The organism is Bradyrhizobium sp. Mp19 (assembly GCF_029952935.1).
GTDB lineage: Bacteria > Pseudomonadota > Alphaproteobacteria > Rhizobiales > Xanthobacteraceae > Bradyrhizobium > Bradyrhizobium elkanii.
Genome location: NZ_JASAUT010000002.1, coordinates 236,466 through 257,745, shown reverse-complemented (window position 1 = coordinate 257,745; position 21,280 = coordinate 236,466). Strand labels below are relative to the sequence as shown.

Here is a 21,280-nt window from a genome sequence, read left to right as displayed (position 1 = left end):
CGGTGCATCAGCATAGCGCGGAATTGCGCCCGCCGAGGCGGATGGAATTTGCTCAAGGCACGGCCGAGCGGCTATTGTCGGAACCGGGACCAGGCGCAGCTCATGATCCGGAACGGGCTCTATCACATCACCGTCGAATTTCTCGACGGCGTCTCTGGCGGCAACCAGGGCGTCATGGTGCTGCGCGACGGACAGATGCGCGGCGGCGACTCGTTTTTCTTTGCCTATGGCAGCTACACCGCAGCCGACGGCAAGTGGAAGGGCGAGGTCACCAACGAGGAGCATTCGCCGACCTATGGCGAGCGCCCGGTGTGGGAACGCAAGGTGGTTACGATCGGATTTACCGGCACCTATACCGATCAGACCGCCGAAGGCGACGGCATGGCGCTCGCCGGCAAGCAGAGCATCCGCTTCAGGTCGAAACTGCGGCTGCTGGTAGCGGATTGAACTGCCGATGCTGGCCGCGCCCGCGGCGTCAGCTGATCAGGCGGTCATATTCTGCGTGAGAGCCGATCCAGAACCAGAGATATCCCTCGTTTGTTTCGACAGCGAGCGCGCGATAACGCTAGCCAACCCGAACGGACCAAAATCGCCCGATCTTCTTGAATTGTAGGGATGGATGACGTGGATCGCGCTTCAACAGCGCAAAGTTCGCGTCGGCAAGCTCGCGGATTGGAACGGGTAGTTGTTCGTAGGCAGTCCAAAATTTGGGGGAGGCCGAGTGCTTCACAAGTCGCGCGACTGTCCGGCGCGATGAACTGCCAAGGCCCCGTCCGCCAAGGCGTCGAGTTTCCCGGCCTTTGCGTCGCGTTCGATCGCTGCATCGAAACGTTCGGCATCGAACGTTTCAAACCAGGCGCGAAAGCGGGCCAGCTCACGAGGAGGCAGCCGTTCGACGGCCTTTTCGATGTCTTCTGCAGTAGTCATCACGAACATATAGCATTGGCCGGATCGACCCGAAAGGCGTCCAGGAGAGGGGCGGGTCTAAACCCGCCCGTTGACCGGCAGCAGCGCGCCGGTGACGGCGCTCGCGGCATCGCTGGCGAGGAACAGGATCACCTCGGCAAGCTCCTTCGGCGTCACCCATTTGGAGATGTCGGCCTTCGGCATCGCGGCGCGATTGGCTGCAGTGTCGATGATCGAGGGCAGCACCGCGTTGACCGTGACCTTGCCCTTGAGTTCCGCGGCGAGCGACTCGGTGAGGCGGTGCACGCCGGCCTTCGAGGCGGCGTAGGGACCCATGCCGGAGGCGGCCTGCAAGGCGCCGAGTGCGCCGATATTGATGATCCGCCCGGCGCCCGACTTGGTGAGATGCGGGATGGCGGCGCGCGAGGTGTTGAGCGCCGTCATCACGTTCATCGCATACATGCGCTGCCAGGTCGCCGGGTCGCCGTCGCTGACCGCCTCGAAGGTAAAGCCGCCGGCGATGTTGATCAGCCCGTCGAGCCGGCCGAAATGCGCGGCCGCCTTGTCGATCGCCGCGGTCGCCTGCGCGGTGTCGGTGAGGTCGACACCGCCCAGCTCGATATGGTCGGCCGTCGCCGCAAGCGTTGACGCGGCATGATCGATGCCGGCGACGCGCGCGCCGCGCGCCAGCGCCTCTGTGGCGACCACTTTGCCAAGCGCGCCGAGCGCGCCCGTGATGACGATGGCTTTTCCGTGCATGGCGGTCTCCGCATTCGCGAGCAAACGAATGCCCACTATGATCAGGCGGAATTCATTTGCAATGCCGCCAATTTCGCCTCCTACTGCGCGCATTCATCAATTCATTCGCCTCAAGGATGTTTGCGATGCCGACGCCCAGACCGTGCGAAACCCATCTCGATCTCGTCAAATTCGGACATAAGCTGCCGCACTTCGCGGATGCGCTCCGGCATCAGCGCAAGATCAAGCTGGTGGCGCTCGGATCGTCGTCGACCGCGGGCGCCGACAACATCCTGCCGTTCCCGCCGCGGCTCGAGATGCTGCTGCGGCAACGCTTCTTCGGCCGGATGATCGACGTGATCAACCGGGGGATCGGCGGCCAGGAGGCGCCGGAGGAGTATTCGCGCATCGAGTCCGACGTGACCGTTGAGGCGCCGGTGCTGGTGATCTGGCAGGTCGGCACCAACGCCGTCTACAAGAGCTACAATCCCGCCGAAGTGCGCGCCACGCTGGAGGCGGGGCTCGACGTGCTCACAGCGCTTCCGCTTGACGTGGTCGTGATGGATTCCCAGTACACGCAGGCGATCGTCGGCACGGAAGCTGCGCTCAATCTCGCCAACGTGATCATGCCGATGATCGCCGAAGTGGCCGCAAGCAGGAAGGTGAATCTGTTCAGCCGCTTCGCGCTGATGAAGCGCTGGACCGATGACGGGATTCCGCTTGGCGAGCTCGACGATGGCGGACAGCTTCACACCAGCGAGTGGGCGACCAATTGCGTGACCCAGTCGCTGTTCGGCGCGATCGACGACGCATTGAAGCCGGAGGCGATCACGTGACGCCGACTACGTAAGACTACGGGGTAGGGCCGGATGGATAAAATTTGCAGCAGTTCCGTAAGTCGTTTGCAGAACCCTTTCCTTAGAAGCGGAACTCCAGCCAAGGTAGGGGTTATGCGAATGGGAAATCTTCCGGACCACGGTTTACCGCTCGTTCAGCTTAAGGAGCAGCGGCGCGATCTCGTGGTGGCGCTGCAAAACCGCAAGGGACCAGTGGGCAGCTGGGAATTGATGCAGATCGCGGCGATCCAGCAGGCGATCTCGGCGTTCGAGGATGTGATTGCCGACCTCGATGCGGAGCTCGAGCTCGAGGCCGCAGCGGCCTGAGCTTTTCGGTTTGGCCGCGTTTTCTTCACGCGAACCGGTGTCCACTCCGCTCGAAAACGCTGTCGCGCGGACGGATCAGGCCTGCAGATAGCGGCCTTCAAGCGCCTTGCGCTCGGCCTCGCCGAGCCCGAGGCCGTCGCGGAAATAACCGTCGAGGCTGCCGTAATCGGCATCGATCGCCTCGAATGCAGCCTCCAGAAACGCCGCGCGCACCGTGCCGAGCACCTGCTTGACATCATCGGGCAGCTCGGTGCTGTGGGCCGGGTCGCGTTTGTAGAACTGGTTGGTCAGGAGATAGTCGTCCGCGATCACCTGATCGGACACGCCGAGCGCATGCAGGATCAGCGCGCAGGCAAAGCCGGTGCGGTCCTTGCCGGCGGTGCAGTGGATCACGAGCGGCGCCCGGTCTTCCAATAGATGGGCGAACAGCGTGCGGTAGCGCGCGGTGTTGTCCTGCACATAGCCCCGGTAAGAATCACGCATCACGTCGATCGCATCGGCTTCGGAGAGCTGACGGTTGCTGGCGATCTCGCGCAGCGAAGCCACCACGGTCGGCTCGACAGGGAGCGAATGCACGGTGACGTCGCTCATGCCGCACAGCGCCTCGGCGCGCTCGGCGACGCCGCGAAAATCGAACGCGCTTCTGACCCCGAGCGAGCGCACCACGGCGACGTCGTGCTCGGTGAGATGCGCAAGATGGTTGGAGCGGAAGATCTGGCGCCAGCGCACCGTCCGCCCGTCGCGCGTCTGGTAGCCGCCGAGGTCGCGAAAATTGCTGGCGCCGGCGAGATTGAGATGACGGGCAGGGGCTTCGGACATCGGGCGGGCCTGTTGCAGCTGATGAGGTCTTGGCGCAGGAATAGCGGCGCAGACAGGTCTATAACCGGCCCGTCAGGGGGAGAATATGACTTATCGCGGGGGCGCCATTGTCATCGGCGCAATTCTTTTCGAGCTCTTCGGTTCCGCGAACGTGTCGGCGCAGTCCGCCTTCCGGAATTATCGCTGTGCCGACGGCACGCAGTTCATTGCCGGGTTCTTCAACGGGGATACGCGCGCGCATCTACAGCTCGACGGCAAGGCGGTGACGCTGAAGAAGCGCCTGTCGCTGACGGGCACACGCTACAGGGGTGGCGGGGTCACGCTCGAGATCAACCGGGCTGGGCTTGCCAGGCTCCGGCATGCGAGGCGGCCGGCGACGACCTGCGAGCTGGCATGAAAAAAGGGCCGAAACGCTCGCGTTCCGACCCTTGTTATTGCTCTGCTGCTGTCTGACGTTTTTGCGTCACGCCTCTCTGTCGCGTCGGCATCAGTGATCGCGGCCCGGCTTGGCGTCGTCGATGGCCGCCTGATGGTACCAGCTCTCGCTGCAGGCCGAGGTCTCGACTTCAGCGGCGAGTTCGAGCGCGGTCCGCGCCTCGCCGTAGCGGCGTCCGCCAAGAGCCGCGCGGCCCCCTGCCGGGAATTGATAGATCGTTGCCGATCCCTGGATCGGTCCTTGGCTTTGGCCCGTGGTGATCATGTCAAAGTCTCCTTTGGCCGGAGCGAGCCTCCATGGTGCGCCCGACTCATTCGCGTGTGGTTACCGTAGTTTCGATATCGGCCCGGGCTGGGCGGGGTGCAAGTGACCAAGAAATAGTCATTGTTTGGCTAATTCGTAGGCAGATTCGGGTTTGCTTCCTGTGAGGCAGGATGCAGCTGACCAACGCTTGAGCCGTGACGGTGGTTGCAGGGCGCCCGACCGTTGGACACGAACTGTCACATCGCGCTGCCGCCGCATTAAGCGGCAGGCGATGCCGTAGCCGAATTTGCTGCAGAAACGGGCGGCGGAGGGCGCTGAGAGAAGATTTTGACTGACCGCGGCGCATGCCAGCCGCGCTGCTATGTCGCAGAAAAAAATGCGATGTCCGCTGTGGACATCCGCGACCGGGCGGGCGCCGCAGTGCAGCGACTGGCATTTTAATTGCTTAGTAAGAGCCGGCCGATGGTGGCCGGGTACGCGTGCGGCGGCCGACTGGCTTTCGGTTCCTCACGGTTTTGCATCATCAACAGAGAGGTTCAATGACCAAGTACAAGCTCGAGTATATCTGGCTCGACGGATATACGCCGACGCCGAGCCTGCGCGGTAAGACGCAGATCAAGGAATTCGCGTCGTTCCCGACCCTCGAACAGCTTCCGCTGTGGGGCTTTGACGGTTCATCCACCCAGCAGGCTGAAGGCCACAGCTCTGACTGCGTGCTGAAGCCGGTCGCCTGCTATCCCGACGCCGCGCGCGAGAACGGCGTGCTGGTGATGTGCGAAGTCATGATGCCCGACGGCAAGACGCCGCATGTCTCGAACAAGCGCGCCACCGTTCTGGATGACGAAGGCGCCTGGTTCGGCTTCGAGCAGGAATACTTCTTCTACAAGGACGGCCGTCCGCTCGGCTTTCCGGAAGAGGGTTATCCGGCGCCGCAGGGCCCGTACTACACCGGCGTCGGCTACAAGAACGTCGGCAGCGTCGCCCGCAAGATCGTCGAAGAGCATCTCAATCTCTGCCTCGCCGCCGGCATCAACCACGAAGGCATCAACGCCGAAGTGGCGAAGGGCCAGTGGGAATTCCAGATCTTCGGCAAGGGTTCCAAGACCGCCGCTGACCAGATGTGGATGGCCCGCTACCTGATGCTGCGCCTCACCGAGAGCTACGGCATCGATATCGAATTCCATTGCAAGCCGCTCGGCGATACCGACTGGAACGGCTCGGGCATGCACGCCAACTTCTCGACCAAGTACATGCGCGAAGTCGGCGGCAAGGAGTACTTCGAGAGCCTGATGAAGGCCTTCGACAAGAATCTGATGGATCACATCGCCGTCTACGGCCCGGACAACGACAAGCGCCTGACCGGCAAGCACGAGACCGCGCCCTGGAACAAGTTCAGCTACGGCGTGGCTGACCGTGGTGCCTCGATCCGCGTGCCGCACTCGTTCGTCAACAACGGCTACAAGGGCTATCTGGAAGACCGCCGCCCGAACTCCCAGGGCGACCCCTACCAGATCGCTTCGCAGATCCTGAAGACGATCTCCGAGGTTCCGACCGGCGCCAAGGCTGCGGCTTAAATGGCTGCGGCCTAAGCTGCTATCGGACCCGGATGGAGCCATCCGGTACCGCAAATCGGGTCCGCCAAGGCGACAGCCTTGGCGGACCTTTGCTATTTAGCGATACCCTTTGCAGGCGGCGTTCCGCCGAAACCGGTTTCGCTGCGTTATGAACCGCGCTAGATAACGGGTGCATCTTGGCTGCCGGGGACGCGGCGCTTGTTTGAGGGGTTTTACAAGGTCCGGTTCGAACTCGGCGGCGCCGTCGGCCGCAGCGTGATGTATGTCGGCGACGGCAAGATGCTTGGCGGCAATTCGGCGTTCGCCCATATCGGCACCTACCAGAAAGCCGGCGACGAGGTCGCAGTCGAGATCCAGACCGTCCGCCACAACCCCGATCCGAACTACCGCGCGATGGCCGGTACCGATGACGCCACGCTGATTGCCAGAGGCCGGCCGGACGGCGAGCTCTATCGCTTCAAGGGCGAGCTGAAGGAGTTGCCCGGCGTGCCGTTCCAGTCGGTGATGACGCCGATCACCGGGGAGGACATCCCGATCGCCGGCGGGGTCGGCGAGGGCGGTGTTATCAACGGGCTCTATTCAATCCACATCCGCGTGCTCGACGGGGTCGACGGCGGCCTCACCGGCGTGATGCTGCTGAACAACGGCCGCATCCTCGGCGGCGACGCCTTCTTCTACTATCTCGGCACCTACACCTCCGAGAAAGGCCGCTGGAAGGGCCAGATCCTCAATCAGGAGCACACTTCGGCGATGGGCGAGAATCCGATCTTTGGCGGCCACGAGGTAGGGATCGGCTTTGCCGGCACCTGCGACGCCGAGGGCGCCGTGCTGGAGGCGACCGCGCTTGCCGGCAAGCGCAGCCTGCGCCTCACGGCCGCGCTCAAGCTGATGCGCCGGGCGTGAGCGAGATGGGCAATTCGGTTCGCGTTCTTTCGACGCTGGCGCTGAAGGGCGCCGTCGCCCGGCTTGCCGCCGCCTATCAGGCGGCGAGCGGCGTTGTGATCGACGCAGATTTCGCCCCGACGCTGGCGCTGCTCGAACGCCTGCGCGGCGGTGAGGGCGCCGACCTCGTGATCCTGACCCGCGAGGGCCTCGACGAGATGATCGGCGAGGGCCGCGTTGCGCGGGAAAGTGCTGTCGATCTCGCACGCTCCTATGTCGGCGTCGCAGTGAAGGCGGGGGCCGCGCATCCCCACATCGCGACTGAAGCCGCGCTGCGTGCGGCGCTGCTTGGTGCGCGGGCGGTGGCCTATTCGCGGCTCGGTGCCAGCGGCATCCTGTTCGCGCAACTGATCGAGCGTCTCGGCATCGTGGAGGCGATCAACGCGCGGGCGGTGATCATTCCGAGCGGCTTCACCGCCGAGAAGCTCGTCAGCGGCGACGCCGATCTCGCAATCCAGCAGATCAGCGAGTTGAAGCAGATCGAGGGCATCGAGGTCGTCGGGCCGATTCCGCTGGATCTGCAGACCCCGGCGGTGTTCTCCGCCGGCCGCATGGCAGTGTCGCAGCGCGCAGCGGCCGCCGATCATCTGCTGCGCTATCTGTCGTCGGCTGACGTCGCGCCGGTGCTGCGCGAGACCGGGCTCGAGCCTTGAATTCGCCCGCACCGCGACGCAACCTGCTGGTCATGTTCAAACCACTTCACGCGATTGTCTTCGCTGTGGCGCTGGCCGCGCCCGTGCTTGCCCATGCGCAATCGGCCGACCTCGTGCTGTGCGACCGGCTTGCCGCCGATCCCACCGATCCCGACAAGCCGGCCGACGTAAAGGGCGTGCCCGACATCGCGTCGGCCGACATCGCGACCGCGATCAAGTACTGCGCGGTGGCCGCACGATCGTCGCGCCGCGCGATGTACGAGCTCGGCCGGGCCTATGCCGCCAACCGGCAGACGGCGGAAGCGGCAAGCGCGTGGCGCAAGGCGGCCGACAAGGGCTCGACATCGGCGATGGTCGAGCTCGGCGTGCTCTACGGCAACGGCACCGACGTCGCCAGGGACGAGGCGCAGGCGCGCAGATTGTTCGAGCGCGCGGCGCAGGCCGGCAACGTGCGCGGCGTCAGCAATCTCGCCGCGCTCGGCGGCGGTGCGGCGGCGGATCCGGCACGCGCGCGCGAATTGCTCGCCAAATCCGCCGAGACCAATGCCGAAGCGCAGTACCAGCTCGGCATGATGCTGGCCGAAGGCAAGGGCGGCGCGCAGGACGATGCCGGCGCGCGGGCGCTGTTCGAGAAGGCCGCCGCGCAGAACCATCCCGGCGCGCTGGAGCGGATGGGCGCCTTCGCGCAGGCCGGCCGCGGCGGCCCGAAGGATAGCGATGCCGCAAAGGCCTATTACGAGCGGGCGGCGGCGCTCGGCGACGAGGATGCCAAGAAGGCGCTGGAGCGGGCCCGCTGTCCCTATGTCATCAAGGACAAGCGCGGCAATGCCGTGACCAATCTCTGCTTCTAATCAAACTGGAACGCTCGCCGCGGCATGTCGTTGACATGCGAATGGCATTGGCGAGGCGCTGCGATGATCCGCAAACTAAGTTCTGGCGAGTACCGGCTCTATTCCCGCAAGGTCAATCCGAAGACCGGCAAGCGCCGCAATCTCGGCACCTTCAAGTCGCGCGCGGCGGCGGAGAAGCACGAGCGCGACGTGCAGTATTTCAAGCGCCACTAAGCGCGATGAGATTTGGGTAAATCGTCGTCGCGCTTTAGCTCTTTGTTTGAGCATGATCTTTCGGAAAGCCGCTTCGCACTTTTCCGGATCATGCTTTAGTTCGGACGCTGCGTCGTTACGGAGGCGGGCAGGCGGCGCCGGTTTTCACCCAGGCCTCGACCAGTGCGCCGGCCTGCGCCTGCGTGCCCGGTGCCGGTGCGCGGCCGAAGCCGGGATGCCAGGCCCAGCCCACCAGCGTGTCCTTGCCGATATGCTCGATCAGCTCCTCGACCTTGCGGCCGCCATTGCGTGCGGGGTCGCGGATCTGCGCGCAAATCTCGCCGACGGTCTTGCCGGCCCATGCCATCTCGCGCGGCGCAAGGTGCCATTCCGGGTGGCCCGGCACCCGACCGGGATCGAAATTGGCGTGCTGGTGACAGATCGAGCAGCGCATGGCGTCCTTGCCGTGGCCGTCCGCACCGCGCGTCACCGGCGGCTGATGCATGCGGCTGATATCGCCCTGCCGCGGGCTGTCGTCGGCGGGATGGCAATTGGTGCAGCGCGGATGCGTCAGAACCTTGCCGAGCTCGGTGAAGATCGCCGCCGAGCGCTGCTCGACATTCTCGATGCCGGCAAAGCTGTCCGGCGGGGCGAGGGCATGGCTCGCGCTCTCCGACGCCGCGTAGCCTGCGCACAGGCTGGTCGCGAGCGCCGTCAGCACTGCAACGATCCGAAACCGCGTTTCCGATGGCATTGCTCGCGCGCTCACTTGTTGGCGGTCAGATAGCGTTTGGAATCGGCGAGGATCACGTCGCGCACCGCCTGGTGATACTTGATGTAGCCGGTGCAGCGGCACAGATGGCCGTCGAGCGCATCCGCAATGACGCTCTCGAGCTGGTCCCGCGCCACCGGCGTCTTCGCCAGCCGTTCGAGCAGCACCTGGCCCTCGTTGAGGAAGCCGGCCGTGCAATAGCCGCACTGGAACGCGAAGTGATCGATGAAGGCGCGCTGCAACGCCGACAGCTCGCCGTCCCTGGCGTGGCCCTCGACGGTGCGGATCGCCTTGCCGTCGAAATTCGCGGCCGGCACCATGCAGGTCGGGGTGGTGTAGCTCGTGCCGTCGGGATTATCGATGATGACGGCACAGCTCAGGCATTGCGCGGCGCCGCAGCCGAACTTGGTGCCGGTCATCCCGAGCATTTCCCGAAGGAAATCGTTCATCGAGAGGTCGTCGCGGACCTCGATCGGGCCGTGCTTCTGGCCGTTGATGGTGAGGTTGAGCGTCGTCACGCCAGCGCTCCCTTGAGCAGGCTCGTTGTCACCGGCAGTGAGCGGAAGCGGTGGCCGGTCGCATCGTTGATGGCGTTGAGCAGCGCCGGCACGATCGGGATCATCACCACCTCGGCCATGCCCTTCGGCGGCTCGTCCGGCGTCAGCGGCGGCAGCATCTCGATCTCGAGATCGTGCAACGGCAGATCGGAGCCGCGCGCGATCAGGTACTGGCCGAGATTCCACTGCCCGTTGCCGGGCCCGCCTTCGAACGGCGGCAGGGTTTCCAGCAGCGCGTAGCCGACGCCCATCGCAAACCCGCCATGCGACTGGCCGAGCACCACTTCAGGCACCAGCGCCTGGCCGCATTCGAACACGCTGTAGGCCTTGGCGATGCGCAAACTGCCGGTCGCGCGCTCGATCTCGACGCGGACCAGCGTGCCGCACATCGAGGTGTAGGCGGTGCCGATCCGGTTGTTGTCGGTCGGCGGGAATTTCACGCTTGTTCGGTCAATCCGCTCGAACCGGCTCCGGCCGCGACGAACAGCGAGCGCGTCGATCTCGGCGCGGTACTGTTCGCCGAACAGCGGGAAGCGGGCGCGCGACCAGGCCCAGCGCGAGAAGCTGTGCGCGATCGCGCCGGTGACGAAGCCGCGCGTATGCGCGGTCGCGGCAAGCTTTGCCAACGGCAGCGGTGCGAGATCATCGAGCACGAGCTGCCCGTCCTGCCAGCGCGCTCTGTCCCATTGCCGGGCGCGGGGATCGGCCTTGCCGATGTGCCAGAGCTCGAGCGCCGCCGGCCACAGGCCGAAGCGGAAGATGACGCGGGCCGCCTCGGCCGACGAGTGGGTGCCGACATGGGCGCCGATCGAGGCGCTGGTCGCCGAGCTGATCGCGGGTACCCAGCGCGAGTTCTTCTCGGCGAGATCCTGGGTCTTCTGATCCATCGTGTAGGGATCGCCCGAGGTGACAAGGCCAAGCGCGTCATAGCTGTCGACCCGGGAGACGGCGACCTCGTCGGCGACGGCGCCGAGATGGCTAGCGACCCGGTTGGCGAGCGCGGTGCCGATGCCATTGCCCATCTCGACGTGGTCGCAATGGATCGCGATCCGTCCCTCGGGATCGATCTCGACCCGGCCGAGCGAGCAATCCGCGCCCGAGCCGTAATCCTTGGTGACGCAGGCGACGCCGGTGCCGACCAGCCGTCCCTCCGGCGCCTTCTGCTTGAAGTCGGCGCGCTGCCGCCAGATCGGATGCGTCTCGAGCTTGTCGAGGATGTCAGGCGTGCGCACCGACACGATATAGGGATTGCCGGTCATGGTCCGGCCGTTCTGCTTCAGCGCGTTGTTGCGCCGGAACGCGATCGGATCGACCTTGAGCTCGCTCGCCGCCTCGTCGATCAGGACTTCGAGCGCGGTCATGGTCTGCAGCGTGCCGTAGCCGCGCATCGAGCCTGCGGTGACGCCGCGCGAATGCAGCGCCACGGTGGTGACGTCGACCTTGGGGATGTCGTAGATGCCGATCGCGGCGGTCGCGGCGACGACCGCGACATTGGCCGAGAAGTTGGCAAGCCCGCCGCCGTCGAGCACGTGGTCGGCGGCGAACGCGGTGATCTTGCCGCTCGCGCGATCGATGCCGATCCGCGAGCGCATCTTGATCGGGTGGCGTTTGATGCCGCCCTGGAATTGCTGGTAGCGGTCCTGCGCCAGCCGCACTGGCCGGCCCGGGAAGAACATCGCCGCCAGCGCCACGTAAAGCACGAACGGGGTATGGTCGCGGCCGCCGAAGCCGCCGCCGACATGGGCGAACTGCGCGTTGATGTGCGAGGGCCGGAACGGCGGGCGGGCCTTGCCGAGCATGAAGGCGATCGACTCGGTCGCCTCATAGGGCGACTGCACGCCGAGCACCAGTTCGAGATTGCCGCTGTTGTCGCTGTACCAGGCGAGACCGCTCTCCGGCTCGAGGAACATCGGATCGACCGACTGGGTCTCGAACTCGCGGTCGAGCACGAGCTGCGTCGGATCGTCCTTGGCGAGCTGGGCGCGGATCGCTTCGCCATGGGTCGCGGCCTTGGCGTAGTCGGCTTTGGTCTCCTTGGCGAGCGGCAGCCAGACCGGCAACGCCGCGTTCTGGATGCGGCTCGGCGAAACCCAGCCGGCCAGGATCGGCGAATAGACGTCGGGCGCGTCAGGCGTGGCGCCCGCCACGCGCGTGAAGCGATACGCGCCGTAGTTCGGCAGGATGACCGGTCCGGTCTCGTCGCCGAATTTGACGAAGCCGCCGTCGCGCAGCGCGAGGCGCGCGCGGTCGAAGGCGTCGAACTGCTCGAAGATCAACAGCGCGACCGGCTGTCCGAGATAGAGCGGCGTCTTGCCGACCGGGCAGAACAGGTCGCCGGTGTAGAATTCCGGGACCCGCGTGCCGATCCGGTCGAGATCGGCAGCGGTCACGATAACCGACGGCTTTGCCGGACCATCGAGGCGGGAGAGGTCCATGCCGGCATAGACATGCGTTGCGTCATCGGCGCGGACCAGGATGGCGTGCGCGGTGGTCGCGGGCCAGCCCGGCATGTCGGCGGCGCGAAAGTCGGAGGCGTAGAGCTTTGCGCCGGTGACCTTGGCCACGCCGTCGACACGGCCGACGCCCTTTTCCGCCGGGTTGAAATGGCCGCGCCCGGGCAGCGTCTCGCGGCTAGCGAAAGCCGGTTCCTTCGCCAGCGCCAGATGCGACAGGCTGACCGAGATGCCGCCTGTCGACAACCACTTCACGAATTCGCGTCGCGAAGGCCGCATGGTCTGATCTTTCATCGACACCTCGACGACGGCATATCGCGCCGGGGTTTAACAATTTGTGCAATACACGCGAAAGTATTGCGGCAAAGCGAGCGCAACCGCAACGCCGCAATAGGTCGTAGCCGCCTCACTGTAGCTTTGGCCTCACTTGAGGTCGGCGATGGTGGCCGGTCCAGGACCTGGCGTGATCAGCGTCGGCCACTGCTTGGAACCGAACGGCACCAGCGGCGGCAGGAAGGCCGTCATGCCGCGCTTCTTGGTCTCGGCGATGATCGCCTCGCGCGCATCGCCCCCCATCAGCTCATAGTCCATCAGGTGATAGCTGCCGAAGAACAGCGCGCCGACCGAGCGGTCCGCGATGATCCGGGTCAGCGACTCCAGCATGTCCGACGGTGTCGTGGTGAAGGAGATCGTCTCGATCAGCATCAGGCGGCTGTTGATGGCGTCAGGCCCGAAGAACTGCGCCAGCACGCTGAAGATCACGTTGTTCTGCCGCGCCACATAGATCGTGTTGCTCGCGCCGTAGGTCTTGTCCCAGTCGGCGCCGAGTTGCGACTTCCAGTCGGCCATGACCGTCATCCAGTGCGCGACCTGGGTCTGCGCGGCCCAGGCGACGTTCTTGGCGAGCAGCGGCGCCTGCTTCTTGCCGAACGCCTCGAGCGTCGCGAAGGGGATCGCGCCGGCGGCGAGGCATTCATCCATGAAGGCGATGTTGTTCTTGAGGATGGCGCGGTTGTTGTCGCGCCAGTCCGCCTGCATCGGCGTGGCATCGAGCCCGTCGAGCGCCGACTGCATCCGGCTGCGATAGGCCTGCATCGACCCGCGCCATGCCTTGTCGTCGGGATTGTTGACATAGGGACCGACCACCTCGGCCAGCGCCATCGTGCTGTGGCCGACCGATTTGAGCAGCTGATAGACGATCGGCACCTGCGGTGCTTCGGTCGGCGGTTTGCCCGGCCGGTACAGGATCAGACGGCCGTCGGCGCCGGAGAACAGGCCGAGGATCACGGGGTGTTTGTCGAGGATGTTCTTCTGGAAGATCCGCGCCGCATCGCCATAGAGCTCGAACATGCCGGTGTTGAGCGCGAGCACGTCCTTGGTCGCGACGTCGGCCGGCGTTGACGAGGTCTTACCGGAGATCGGCCCCATATAGTCGGGCAGCGACTGCGCCGAGGCTGTGCCGCCGCTGCCGAGCAGCAGCGCCAGCGCGGCGGCCAGGCCAAAGCGATTGATCATGTGATGCTCCTCGAAGCCTCGCCTGTGTCGAGGCCGGGTGCGGCCGCGCGACCATTGGCGGAATGCGCAAATGCTTGGACACAATGAACTGGGAGAGTAGAGGATCGGCAGATCAGATCCCGTGTGACGCAACACGACGCGGACGGTGCCTACAGCTAAGCGACGAATCGGCTGCTGTCCACACCCGGACATTGCAAGTCGGAGGCCAAGCGGTCTTAGGAAGACAAATATGTCTGGCAACTCCTTGGCTCACAGAACGACATGGCTACGATCCGACTTGTTTTGGATTTTTGCGTGCTCAACGGACTTTACAAGGTCGAGTACGGCATCAACGGCGCATTCGGCCGCAGCATCATGTGCATGCATGACGGCAAGATGCTGGGCGGCAATTCGGCCTTTGCGCATCTCGGTACTTACCAGGTGACGGAAGGCGAGATCGCCGCCGAGGTGATCACCGAGCGCCACAATGACGATTCGAACTTCAAGCCGCTGATGGGCGCCGACGTCACCGTCATCAAGGTGCGCGGCAGGAGCGAGGGTTCCACCATCCTGCTCGAGGGCAAGGCCGACGCGATGCCGGACGGCGTGTTCTGGGCGAATTTGGCGCCGCTCGACGACGAAGCCTTGCCGCCGCGCGGGGCAGTCGGTCCCGGCGGCATCGTCAACGGACTGTACTCCATCCATCTCCGCGCGCTCGACGGTGTCGACGCCGGGCTCACCGGGGTCATCTTGCTGATGGACGGCCGCATCCTCGGCGGCGATGCGTTCTTCTATTATCTCGGTTCGTATTCGTCCGCGGATGGCCGCTGGCGAGGCGAGATCGTCAACCAGGAGCATACGCCGGCGAAGGGCGAGTACCCGCTGTTCGGCGGTTATGAAGTCGGCATCGGCTTTGCCGGTTCGTGCCGTACGGACGGTGCCGAGCTCGAAGGCATCGCGCTGGCCGGCAAGCGCAGCCTTCGCCTGTCCGCCGAATTGCGGCTGATGCGCCGCGCCTGACTAGAGCCCGTCAATCCTTGATCAAAAGCACGCCGCCGATGATCAGCGCGATGCCGGCCAGCCGTGACACCGACACAGGGTGCTGCGCCAACCCGAACAGGCCAAAATGGTCCATCGCGATGCCCGCGAGCATTTGACCCGCAACCACCAGTGCCAGCAGGGTCGCGGCGCCGAGTGGCGGCAGCAGCAGGATCATCAACAGGATGAAGATGCCGCCGAGGACGCCGCCACTCCAGGCCCACCACGGCACAGCCGTCATCAGCTTCCAGGACGGCACCGGCTCGCGCGTCGCGACCAGCACGACCGCCATCGTCACGAGCCCGCCGAGATAGCTGACGAGCCCGGCCCAGGCCGGCGAGTTGAGCGCGGACCTGAGATTGCCGTTCAGGACCTGCTGAACGGCGACGCAGATGCCGGCGCCAAGCGCGAGGAGATAGAGAAACCAGACTTGCATAAGATGCCCCAAAACCGATCATCGAACCGCTTCATGTCATATTCGATTGGCAACGATCGTGGCATGCACGAAACGCGGCACGAACCTGCGGAATGGGCTTCCACCCGTGTCCCAGATCGAATAAGAGGCCGCAAACCCTCAGTTCCCAGTATTAGAGCATGATCCGCCTCGATAACGTCTCCAAGCAAGTCGGCCACCAGATCCTCTTCATCGAAGCCTCCGCGGCGCTCCAGAAGGGCGAGAAGATCGGCCTCGTCGGGCCGAACGGCGCCGGCAAGACCACGCTGTTCCGGATGATTTCGGGCCGGGAAATCCCGGACGAGGGTCAGGTCTCGCTCGATCGCGGCATCTCGATCGGCTATTTCAGCCAGGATGTCGGCGAGATGTCCGGCCGCAGCGCGGTCGCCGAGGTAATGGATGGGGCAGGGCCCGTCAGCGTGGTCGCGGCCGAGCTCAGGGAACTCGAGGCCGCGATGGCCGACCCCGACAAGGCCGACGAGATGGACGACATCATCGCACGCTATGGCGAGGTGCAGCATCAATTCGAGGAACTCGACGGCTACGCGCTCGACGGCCGCGCGCGTGAAGCGCTGGCAGGTCTCGGCTTCAGCCAGGAGATGATGGACGGCGACGTCGGCAAACTCTCCGGCGGCTGGAAGATGCGGGTAGCACTGGCGCGCATCCTCTTGATGCGTCCGGACGTCATGCTGCTCGACGAGCCGAGCAACCACCTCGATCTCGAAAGCCTGATCTGGCTCGAGCAGTTCCTGAAGGGTTATGAGGGCGCGCTGCTGATGACCTCGCATGACCGCGAGTTCATCAACCGGATCATCAACAAGGTGGTCGAGATCGACGCCGGCCAGCTCACCACCTATTCCGGCAATTACGAGTTCTACGAACAGCAGCGCGCGCTCTCCGACAAGCAGCAGCAGGCGCAGTTCGAGCGGCAGCAGGCGATGCTCGCCAAGGAGATCAAGTTCATCGAGCGCTTCAAGGCGCGCGCCTCGCACGCCGCCCAAGTGCAGAGCCGGGTCAAGAAGCTCGACAAGATCGAGCGGGTCGAGCCGCCGCGGCGGCGGCAGACGGTGGCGTTCGAATTCCAGCCGGCGCCGCGCTCCGGCGAGGATGTCGTCAGCCTGAAGAACGTCCACAAGGCCTATGGCAGCAAGCGCATCTATGACGGCCTCGACTTCATGATCCGTCGCAAGGAGCGCTGGTGCGTGATGGGCATCAACGGTGCCGGCAAGTCGACGCTGCTGAAGCTGGTCGCCGGTTCAACCGAGCCCGACGATGGCGCGGTCGCGGTCGGCGGCAGCGTCAAGATGGGCTATTTCGCCCAGCATGCGATGGACCTGCTCGACGGCGAGCGCACCGTGTTTCAGTCGCTGGAGGACGCGTTTCCGCAGGCCGGCCAGGGCAGTCTTCGCGCGCTCGCCGGCTGCTTCGGCTTCTCCGGTGACGACGTCGAGAAGAAGTGCCGGGTGCTGTCGGGTGGCGAGAAGGCGCGGCTGGTGATGGCCAAGATGCTGTTCGATCCGCCGAACTTCCTGGTGCTGGACGAGCCGACCAACCATCTCGATCTTGCCACCAAGGAAATGCTGATATCAGCGCTCTCCGAGTTCGAGGGCACGATGCTGTTCGTCTCGCACGACCGGCATTTCCTCGCGGCGCTCTCCAACCGCGTGCTCGAGTTGACGCCTGACGGCATCCACCAATATGGCGGCGGCTACACTGAGTATGTCGCGCGTACCGGCCAGGAAGCGCCGGGACTGCGGAGCTAGCTCAAGCTCTCCACCGCGCGCAAAACGCCTCGACATCGCCTGACTGGAATTCCGGCAGGCGCTCCCAGATGGTCTCAGCCGGCCAGTTCCACCAGGCGATCTGCGACAGCTCGGCGGCGATCTTGCGGTTGAACCGCTCCTTGATCGGACGGGCCGGCACGCCGCCGACGATGGTGTAGGGCGCGACATCGCGCGAGACCACCGCGCCGGCCGCCAGCACCGCGCCGTCTCCGACGGTGACGCCGGGCAGCACGATCACGCCGTGGCCGATCCAGACGTCGTTTCCGATCACGACGCGATCCGCACGTCGGTTCCTGAAGAAGCCATGATCGCGCTGGGCGGAGGCCGTGTAGTATTCCGGGCAGTAGGTGAAGCGATGCTGGGAGGGGCGCTCGAGCGGATGATTGGGCGCGCCGATCCGGACCTGAGCCGCGATCGCGCAGAACCGGCCGATCACGGCGTCGGCGACCATGCAGCCGCTGCCGAGATAGGAGTAGTCGCCAAGCTCGGTGTATTCGATCGCGGTGTCGCCGAGCACTTCGCAGCAACGGCCGATCTTGACCTCCCGCAGCTTGACCGTCGGCTCGATGACGGTTTCGGCAATCTTGGGGCGGGTCAGGCTCGGTGCGTTCATAGCGTTGTCCTCGATGCGACGAGCCGCTTCAGTCGCACAATTTCTATGACGGAGAGATGACAGGAGGAGGCCGCAGCTAGCGCCCGGTGAGGCGGGCGATGGTCTCGATCTCGTTGGTCCAGATGCCACCGGAATAGCTTTCGGGCAGGCGCCGGAACAGATCGGCATCGTCGACCCCGGTCGAGAATTCGCCGCCCTGATAAGGCCCGAGCACGAAGACCGCGCTGTTGGCCGTGGCCATGCGGTTGAGGAGGCGGTCCGGCCATCCCCAGAGCCAGGGCGCGTAGTTGATCGGCACCAGCACGATGGCGTTGCGGCAGGCATCAGGCACCATGCCGGTCCAGCCATAGCCGATATAGCGGACGAGGCAGCTCTTGAGCGCCGCGCGCGAAATGGTCCGGGTCTCCGGCGAAAGCCGCCGGATCGTCTCGATCGGCTCGTCGCCGCCATAGACCATGATCAGCTTGCGCCGTTCGGCGGGGAGCCGGTTCAAGACCGTTGCGAGCTTCTCGCCCTCGGCGGGATCGCGGCTCTTGACGTTGATCAGGAGCCGGCGATCCGGAAAGGTCTTGAGCACCTCGTCCAGCGACGGCATCAGGCCGATGCCCTTGCCGCGGAACGGGAAGGTCTTGCCGCCGTCGGCGGTGTAGCCATAGCCGATATCGAGCATCTTCAGCCGCGCCATCGGCTGTTCGCGGGTAACGCCCTGGCCGTCGGTGCGGCAATCGACGGTCCAGTCGTGAAACACGGCGAACTCGCCGTCGGTCGTCGGATGGACGTCGAGCTCGACGATATCGGCGCCGCGCTCGAAGCTCGCCCGCATCGAGCGGATCGTGTTCTCGAGATAGTCATGGGTCGGCGGCAGCATGCGCGCCGCGGTGCAGGTGTCGTTCCTGAGATCGCGCTCGTCGAAACGCTGCGCCATGCCGCGATGGGCGAGCAGCACCGGCTTGCCGGCGGCATGCGTTGCGAGAAGGGTGGTGTTGTTGAGGTAGATTCCGGCGGCGACGGCAACGATCGCCGCTGCCGCGTATTTCAGTTTCCTGCCCAAGCGACTCGGTTCCTTGCTGGATCGTCGCTCCGCCTAGGGGGCGTTTGGGGTCGATTTGCGGCGGCCTAATCCTTCAAGCCGTCGATTGCGGCAATCGCCCGCACCATCGCGTCCTGGAGTGCTGCGCTGTTGGCGGGATTCGACTGACGGCCGCGGCCGGGATCGTCGAAATCGTGGGTGGCACCCGGATAAACCACGACGTCGATCTTGCTGCCGGCCGCAACGGAGCGGCTGGCGACGTCCCGGCAGCGGTCGGGCGATACTTCCTCATCGTCCGACCCGAGCAGCATCGTGATCGGTGCGCCGGACTTGATTGTCTGCGCCAGCAGGGCCGCCGGCCCGCAGCCCGGATAGAACACGAGCGCGGCGCGATAGCCCGACGTTGCCGCGCCCTGCCGCTGCATCACGTTCAGCGCGGTGCTGCCGCCGTTCGACCATCCCTGCAGGAAGATGCGGTCGCCGTTGATCTCCTTCTGGCTGCGCAGCCAGCTCAGCGCGCCCTCGGCGTCGAGCGGCCGCACGGTCTTTTCATTGACGTCGGTGCGATCAGGATCGTCATGCGTGAAGCGCCCGAAGCCGTGCGCCTTGCCACGCGGGCCAAAACTGTCCGGCAGCAGCGCGACATAGCCGTGGTCGGCCCAATACTGTCCCCACATCGCGTGGCGCTTGGACAGGCTGCCGGCATTGCAGGCCGCCGACGGATTGGTCCGCGACACCAGCGTGCAGTCCCTGTTGACGTTGATCGAATAGGGCCCGCCGCGGCCGTGCAGCAGCACGATGGCGGGGTGCGGGCCCGGCGTTTGCGGCCTGAACAGGTAGCCGACGATCTCGGTCTTGCCGTCGGCGCTCCGAAGGAAAACGGTGTCGGGCGCGGCCGCCGCCGCTGTCGGCAATGTCGTGAGCATCAGGAGGACGATCGGAATCGCGCGATGGGTCATTCCCGCAGCATGAGCAGGATTTCGGATGAATTGCGGCATGGCTGTGTCCCGCCAGCAATGCAAAGCCGCATGGCGTGCTGCACGGCGCTCGGCTTGTGAGGCGAGGTGCCGCCCGCTACGCTTCGCAAAAAACCGGGAGCGAAACAGCCATGAAGCAGATCAGGATCGGCGACATCACGATCGACGCGGTGATCGAGCGCGAAGGACCATGGCGGCGGCCGCAGGATTTCTTCCCGACCTACAACGACGATGTGTTCAAACATCACCTGAAGACGATGGAGCCGGAGGTCTTCGACGCCGCGCGCGGCATGATGGTGATCACCTATCAGACCTTCGTGGTGCGGACTCCGCGCTACACCATCCTGGTCGATACCTGCACCGGCGAGGACAAGGGACACCCGCCACCGTTCGACTTCCCGGGCAAGGAACGCTGGCGCAACGAGCTGTTTGCGCTCGGCATCTCCTATGAGCAGATCGATTATGTGTTCTGCACCCATCTGCATATCGACCACACCGGCTGGAACACGACGCTGCGCGACGGGCGCTGGGTGCCGACCTTCCCGAACGCGAAATACGTCTTCCACAAGGGCGAGTATGCGGCCTGGGAGGCCGAGAACGCCAAGGGAGCCAATCCGCCCGGCACGGTGTTCCGCGACAATTGCCTGCCGATCGTCGAGGCCGGGCAGGCGCTGCTGGTCGACGACGATTATGCGCTCGACGACACCGTGACGCTGACGCCGACCCCGGGCCATTCGCCTTGCCATTGCTGCGTCAATATCTTCTCGAAGGGGCAGCGCGCGGTGGTTGCGGGCGACCTGATGCACCATGCGATCCAGTGCCGCGAGCCGGAATGGTCGGCCAAGCCCGATTGGGACCCGAAGCAGTCGGCACTATCGCGGCGGAAGTTCTTTGCCTCGGTTGCCGAGACCGACACGCTGATCCTGCCGATCCATTTTCCGACCCCGACGGTCGGCCTGATCAAGGCGGACGGCGATCGCTTCGACTATCGCTTCAAGCGGGAGTAGGCGCGGCGCGGTCGTCAGCAGGTCAAGGTCAGCGTGCTGCGCGGGTCTTGTGCCGAGCCTGGGTCAGGAACCGTTCCAGATCGGCGCACAGGCGATGCGCCATTTCCTCGTCGATCGCAAACGTCGCGACGGTGCCGGCGCAGTCGATCTCGATGGTCCCGCGCAATGGTACGGCGGAGGCGGTCGATACCGCGATGTTGGTCGCTCTCTGCACGCTCATGTCGTCAACTTTCCTTCAGGCCTGACGCCGCGAATCTTCATTTCGGAATCACGGGACGTCCCTTTCGCCTTCGCTCTTCGATGAATCTCACGCCGATCTCGGCGCCGTCGACGCGAACCAGCTCGCAGCGGCGGAAGGCCAGTCCGCGCGAGGACAGCACCAGGAAGAACTCCTGGGCCTTCAGCACATCGAGCGTTCCGTCGACCTCGAGCCGGGCCCCGCTCTGCGAGACGTCGAGCAGGATGCAACTCCGCCGCCACGTGCCGTCGACACCCATGAGATTGACGGGATAGCGCGTCTCGAGCCTGACGCGTTCCGCCCTGCGGTCACCATATGCCATTGC

At 65.0% G+C, this 21,280-nt stretch carries 26 protein-coding genes and 1 pseudogene; 12 read left to right on the top strand and 15 right to left on the bottom strand.

What is annotated here, in order from left to right:
- The first annotated feature begins 102 nt into the window (after positions 1–102).
- On the top strand, positions 103–447 hold the full coding sequence (locus tag QJT82_RS03990; RefSeq protein WP_035634127.1) for a GrlR family regulatory protein: 345 nt from the start codon (positions 103–105) through the stop codon (positions 445–447).
- A gap of 28 nt (positions 448–475) precedes the next feature.
- Here the strand turns inward: QJT82_RS03990 and QJT82_RS03985 are convergent.
- The 3 genes and pseudogenes from QJT82_RS03985 to fabG form a co-directional block, all read right to left on the bottom strand.
- Positions 476–730, bottom strand: a pseudogene (locus tag QJT82_RS03985) (hypothetical protein).
- Entirely contained in the window at positions 727–927 is a 201-nt protein-coding gene (locus QJT82_RS03980) for a hypothetical protein (RefSeq protein ID WP_028344846.1), read from the bottom strand. Before QJT82_RS03980 ends, QJT82_RS03985 begins: the two are co-directional and overlap by 4 nt.
- A gap of 57 nt (positions 928–984) precedes the next feature.
- Positions 985–1,665 carry a 3-oxoacyl-ACP reductase FabG gene (gene fabG, locus QJT82_RS03975; RefSeq protein ID WP_028344847.1) on the bottom strand — a complete coding sequence of 227 codons (681 nt, stop codon included), beginning with the start codon at positions 1,663–1,665 and terminating at the stop codon, positions 985–987.
- 125 nt (positions 1,666–1,790) lie between these two features.
- Between fabG and QJT82_RS03970 the strand changes: the two genes are divergently transcribed.
- Complete coding sequence (locus QJT82_RS03970) at positions 1,791–2,480, top strand: SGNH/GDSL hydrolase family protein (protein WP_051448198.1); 690 nt, start codon at positions 1,791–1,793, stop codon at positions 2,478–2,480.
- A 120-nt stretch (positions 2,481–2,600) separates the two neighbouring features.
- Entirely contained in the window at positions 2,601–2,807 is a 207-nt protein-coding gene (locus QJT82_RS03965) for a hypothetical protein (RefSeq protein ID WP_035634033.1), read from the top strand.
- Positions 2,808–2,882: 75 nt separating this feature from the next.
- Here the strand turns inward: QJT82_RS03965 and QJT82_RS03960 are convergent, their stop codons facing one another.
- A complete protein-coding gene (locus tag QJT82_RS03960; protein ID WP_028344848.1) occupies positions 2,883–3,626 on the bottom strand; it encodes a tyrosine-protein phosphatase in 744 nt (247 codons plus the stop codon).
- An 85-nt stretch (positions 3,627–3,711) separates the two neighbouring features.
- On the opposite strand from QJT82_RS03960, the gene QJT82_RS03955 reads away from it, so the two are divergent.
- A complete protein-coding gene (locus QJT82_RS03955; RefSeq protein ID WP_028344849.1) occupies positions 3,712–4,023 on the top strand; it encodes an MliC family protein in 312 nt (103 codons plus the stop codon).
- A 90-nt stretch (positions 4,024–4,113) separates the two neighbouring features.
- On the opposite strand, the gene QJT82_RS03950 is transcribed toward QJT82_RS03955, so the two are convergent.
- The gene (locus tag QJT82_RS03950; RefSeq protein ID WP_028344850.1) at positions 4,114–4,326 is read right to left on the bottom strand and encodes a DUF2735 domain-containing protein; all 213 of its coding nucleotides are present in this window, start codon (positions 4,324–4,326) and stop codon (positions 4,114–4,116) included.
- 539 nt (positions 4,327–4,865) lie between these two features.
- Here QJT82_RS03950 and QJT82_RS03945 point away from each other — a divergent pair.
- The 5 genes from QJT82_RS03945 to QJT82_RS03925 all read left to right on the top strand — a co-directional run bounded on the left by QJT82_RS03945 (position 4,866) and on the right by QJT82_RS03925 (position 8,559).
- On the top strand, positions 4,866–5,900 hold the full coding sequence (locus QJT82_RS03945) for a glutamine synthetase beta-grasp domain-containing protein (RefSeq protein ID WP_024581543.1): 1,035 nt from the start codon (positions 4,866–4,868) through the stop codon (positions 5,898–5,900).
- Positions 5,901–6,098: 198 nt separating this feature from the next.
- Positions 6,099–6,803, top strand: a complete 705-nt coding sequence (locus QJT82_RS03940; RefSeq protein WP_028344851.1) for a hypothetical protein — start codon at positions 6,099–6,101, stop codon at positions 6,801–6,803.
- Positions 6,804–6,808: 5 nt separating this feature from the next.
- Positions 6,809–7,495 (top strand): substrate-binding domain-containing protein, encoded by a 687-nt coding sequence (locus tag QJT82_RS03935; RefSeq protein WP_028344852.1) that lies wholly within the window; start codon positions 6,809–6,811, stop codon positions 7,493–7,495.
- 32 nt (positions 7,496–7,527) lie between these two features.
- Positions 7,528–8,346 carry a tetratricopeptide repeat protein gene (locus tag QJT82_RS03930; protein WP_028344853.1) on the top strand — a complete coding sequence of 273 codons (819 nt, stop codon included), beginning with the start codon at positions 7,528–7,530 and terminating at the stop codon, positions 8,344–8,346.
- A 63-nt stretch (positions 8,347–8,409) separates the two neighbouring features.
- Positions 8,410–8,559: a hypothetical protein gene (locus tag QJT82_RS03925; protein WP_092086355.1), complete on the top strand. Its 150-nt coding sequence runs from the start codon at positions 8,410–8,412 to the stop codon at positions 8,557–8,559.
- A 115-nt stretch (positions 8,560–8,674) separates the two neighbouring features.
- Here QJT82_RS03925 and QJT82_RS03920 read toward each other — a convergent pair whose 3' ends face one another.
- The 4 genes from QJT82_RS03920 to QJT82_RS03905 all read right to left on the bottom strand — a co-directional run bounded on the left by QJT82_RS03920 (position 8,675) and on the right by QJT82_RS03905 (position 13,835).
- The gene (locus QJT82_RS03920; RefSeq protein ID WP_028344854.1) at positions 8,675–9,292 is read right to left on the bottom strand and encodes a hypothetical protein; all 618 of its coding nucleotides are present in this window, start codon (positions 9,290–9,292) and stop codon (positions 8,675–8,677) included.
- Positions 9,293–9,303: 11 nt separating this feature from the next.
- Complete coding sequence (locus tag QJT82_RS03915; RefSeq protein ID WP_028344855.1) at positions 9,304–9,828, bottom strand: (2Fe-2S)-binding protein; 525 nt, start codon at positions 9,826–9,828, stop codon at positions 9,304–9,306.
- Positions 9,825–12,599 (bottom strand): molybdopterin cofactor-binding domain-containing protein, encoded by a 2,775-nt coding sequence (locus QJT82_RS03910; protein WP_028344856.1) that lies wholly within the window; start codon positions 12,597–12,599, stop codon positions 9,825–9,827. The genes QJT82_RS03915 and QJT82_RS03910 overlap by 4 nt, the downstream gene beginning before the upstream one ends.
- A 144-nt stretch (positions 12,600–12,743) precedes the next feature.
- Positions 12,744–13,835, bottom strand: coding sequence for a hypothetical protein (locus QJT82_RS03905; RefSeq protein ID WP_264641820.1), 1,092 nt, complete (start codon positions 13,833–13,835; stop codon positions 12,744–12,746).
- 294 nt (positions 13,836–14,129) lie between these two features.
- On the opposite strand from QJT82_RS03905, the gene QJT82_RS03900 reads away from it, so the two are divergent.
- Positions 14,130–14,834 carry a GrlR family regulatory protein gene (locus QJT82_RS03900; protein WP_028344858.1) on the top strand — a complete coding sequence of 235 codons (705 nt, stop codon included), beginning with the start codon at positions 14,130–14,132 and terminating at the stop codon, positions 14,832–14,834.
- 10 nt (positions 14,835–14,844) lie between these two features.
- Here QJT82_RS03900 and QJT82_RS03895 read toward each other — a convergent pair whose 3' ends face one another.
- On the bottom strand, positions 14,845–15,288 hold the full coding sequence (locus tag QJT82_RS03895; RefSeq protein WP_028344859.1) for a DMT family transporter: 444 nt from the start codon (positions 15,286–15,288) through the stop codon (positions 14,845–14,847).
- Positions 15,289–15,446: 158 nt separating this feature from the next.
- On the opposite strand from QJT82_RS03895, the gene QJT82_RS03890 reads away from it, so the two are divergent.
- Positions 15,447–17,069: an ABC-F family ATP-binding cassette domain-containing protein gene (locus QJT82_RS03890; protein WP_028344860.1), complete on the top strand. Its 1,623-nt coding sequence runs from the start codon at positions 15,447–15,449 to the stop codon at positions 17,067–17,069.
- A 1-nt stretch (position 17,070) separates the two neighbouring features.
- Here QJT82_RS03890 and QJT82_RS03885 read toward each other — a convergent pair whose 3' ends face one another.
- The 3 genes from QJT82_RS03885 to QJT82_RS03875 all read right to left on the bottom strand — a co-directional run bounded on the left by QJT82_RS03885 (position 17,071) and on the right by QJT82_RS03875 (position 19,731).
- Positions 17,071–17,703, bottom strand: a complete 633-nt coding sequence (locus QJT82_RS03885; RefSeq protein ID WP_028344861.1) for a DapH/DapD/GlmU-related protein — start codon at positions 17,701–17,703, stop codon at positions 17,071–17,073.
- A gap of 76 nt (positions 17,704–17,779) precedes the next feature.
- Entirely contained in the window at positions 17,780–18,754 is a 975-nt protein-coding gene (locus QJT82_RS03880) for a glycerophosphodiester phosphodiesterase family protein (RefSeq protein WP_028344862.1), read from the bottom strand.
- A 65-nt stretch (positions 18,755–18,819) separates the two neighbouring features.
- Positions 18,820–19,731 (bottom strand): dienelactone hydrolase family protein, encoded by a 912-nt coding sequence (locus QJT82_RS03875; protein WP_028344863.1) that lies wholly within the window; start codon positions 19,729–19,731, stop codon positions 18,820–18,822.
- A gap of 110 nt (positions 19,732–19,841) precedes the next feature.
- On the opposite strand from QJT82_RS03875, the gene QJT82_RS03870 reads away from it, so the two are divergent.
- Complete coding sequence (locus tag QJT82_RS03870) at positions 19,842–20,717, top strand: MBL fold metallo-hydrolase (protein WP_028344864.1); 876 nt, start codon at positions 19,842–19,844, stop codon at positions 20,715–20,717.
- 28 nt (positions 20,718–20,745) lie between these two features.
- On the opposite strand, the gene QJT82_RS03865 is transcribed toward QJT82_RS03870, so the two are convergent.
- On the bottom strand, positions 20,746–20,937 hold the full coding sequence (locus tag QJT82_RS03865) for a hypothetical protein (protein ID WP_028344865.1): 192 nt from the start codon (positions 20,935–20,937) through the stop codon (positions 20,746–20,748).
- Positions 20,938–20,974: 37 nt separating this feature from the next.
- A complete protein-coding gene (locus tag QJT82_RS03860; RefSeq protein ID WP_028344866.1) occupies positions 20,975–21,277 on the bottom strand; it encodes a PilZ domain-containing protein in 303 nt (100 codons plus the stop codon).
- Between the last annotated feature and the right edge of the window lie 3 nt (positions 21,278–21,280).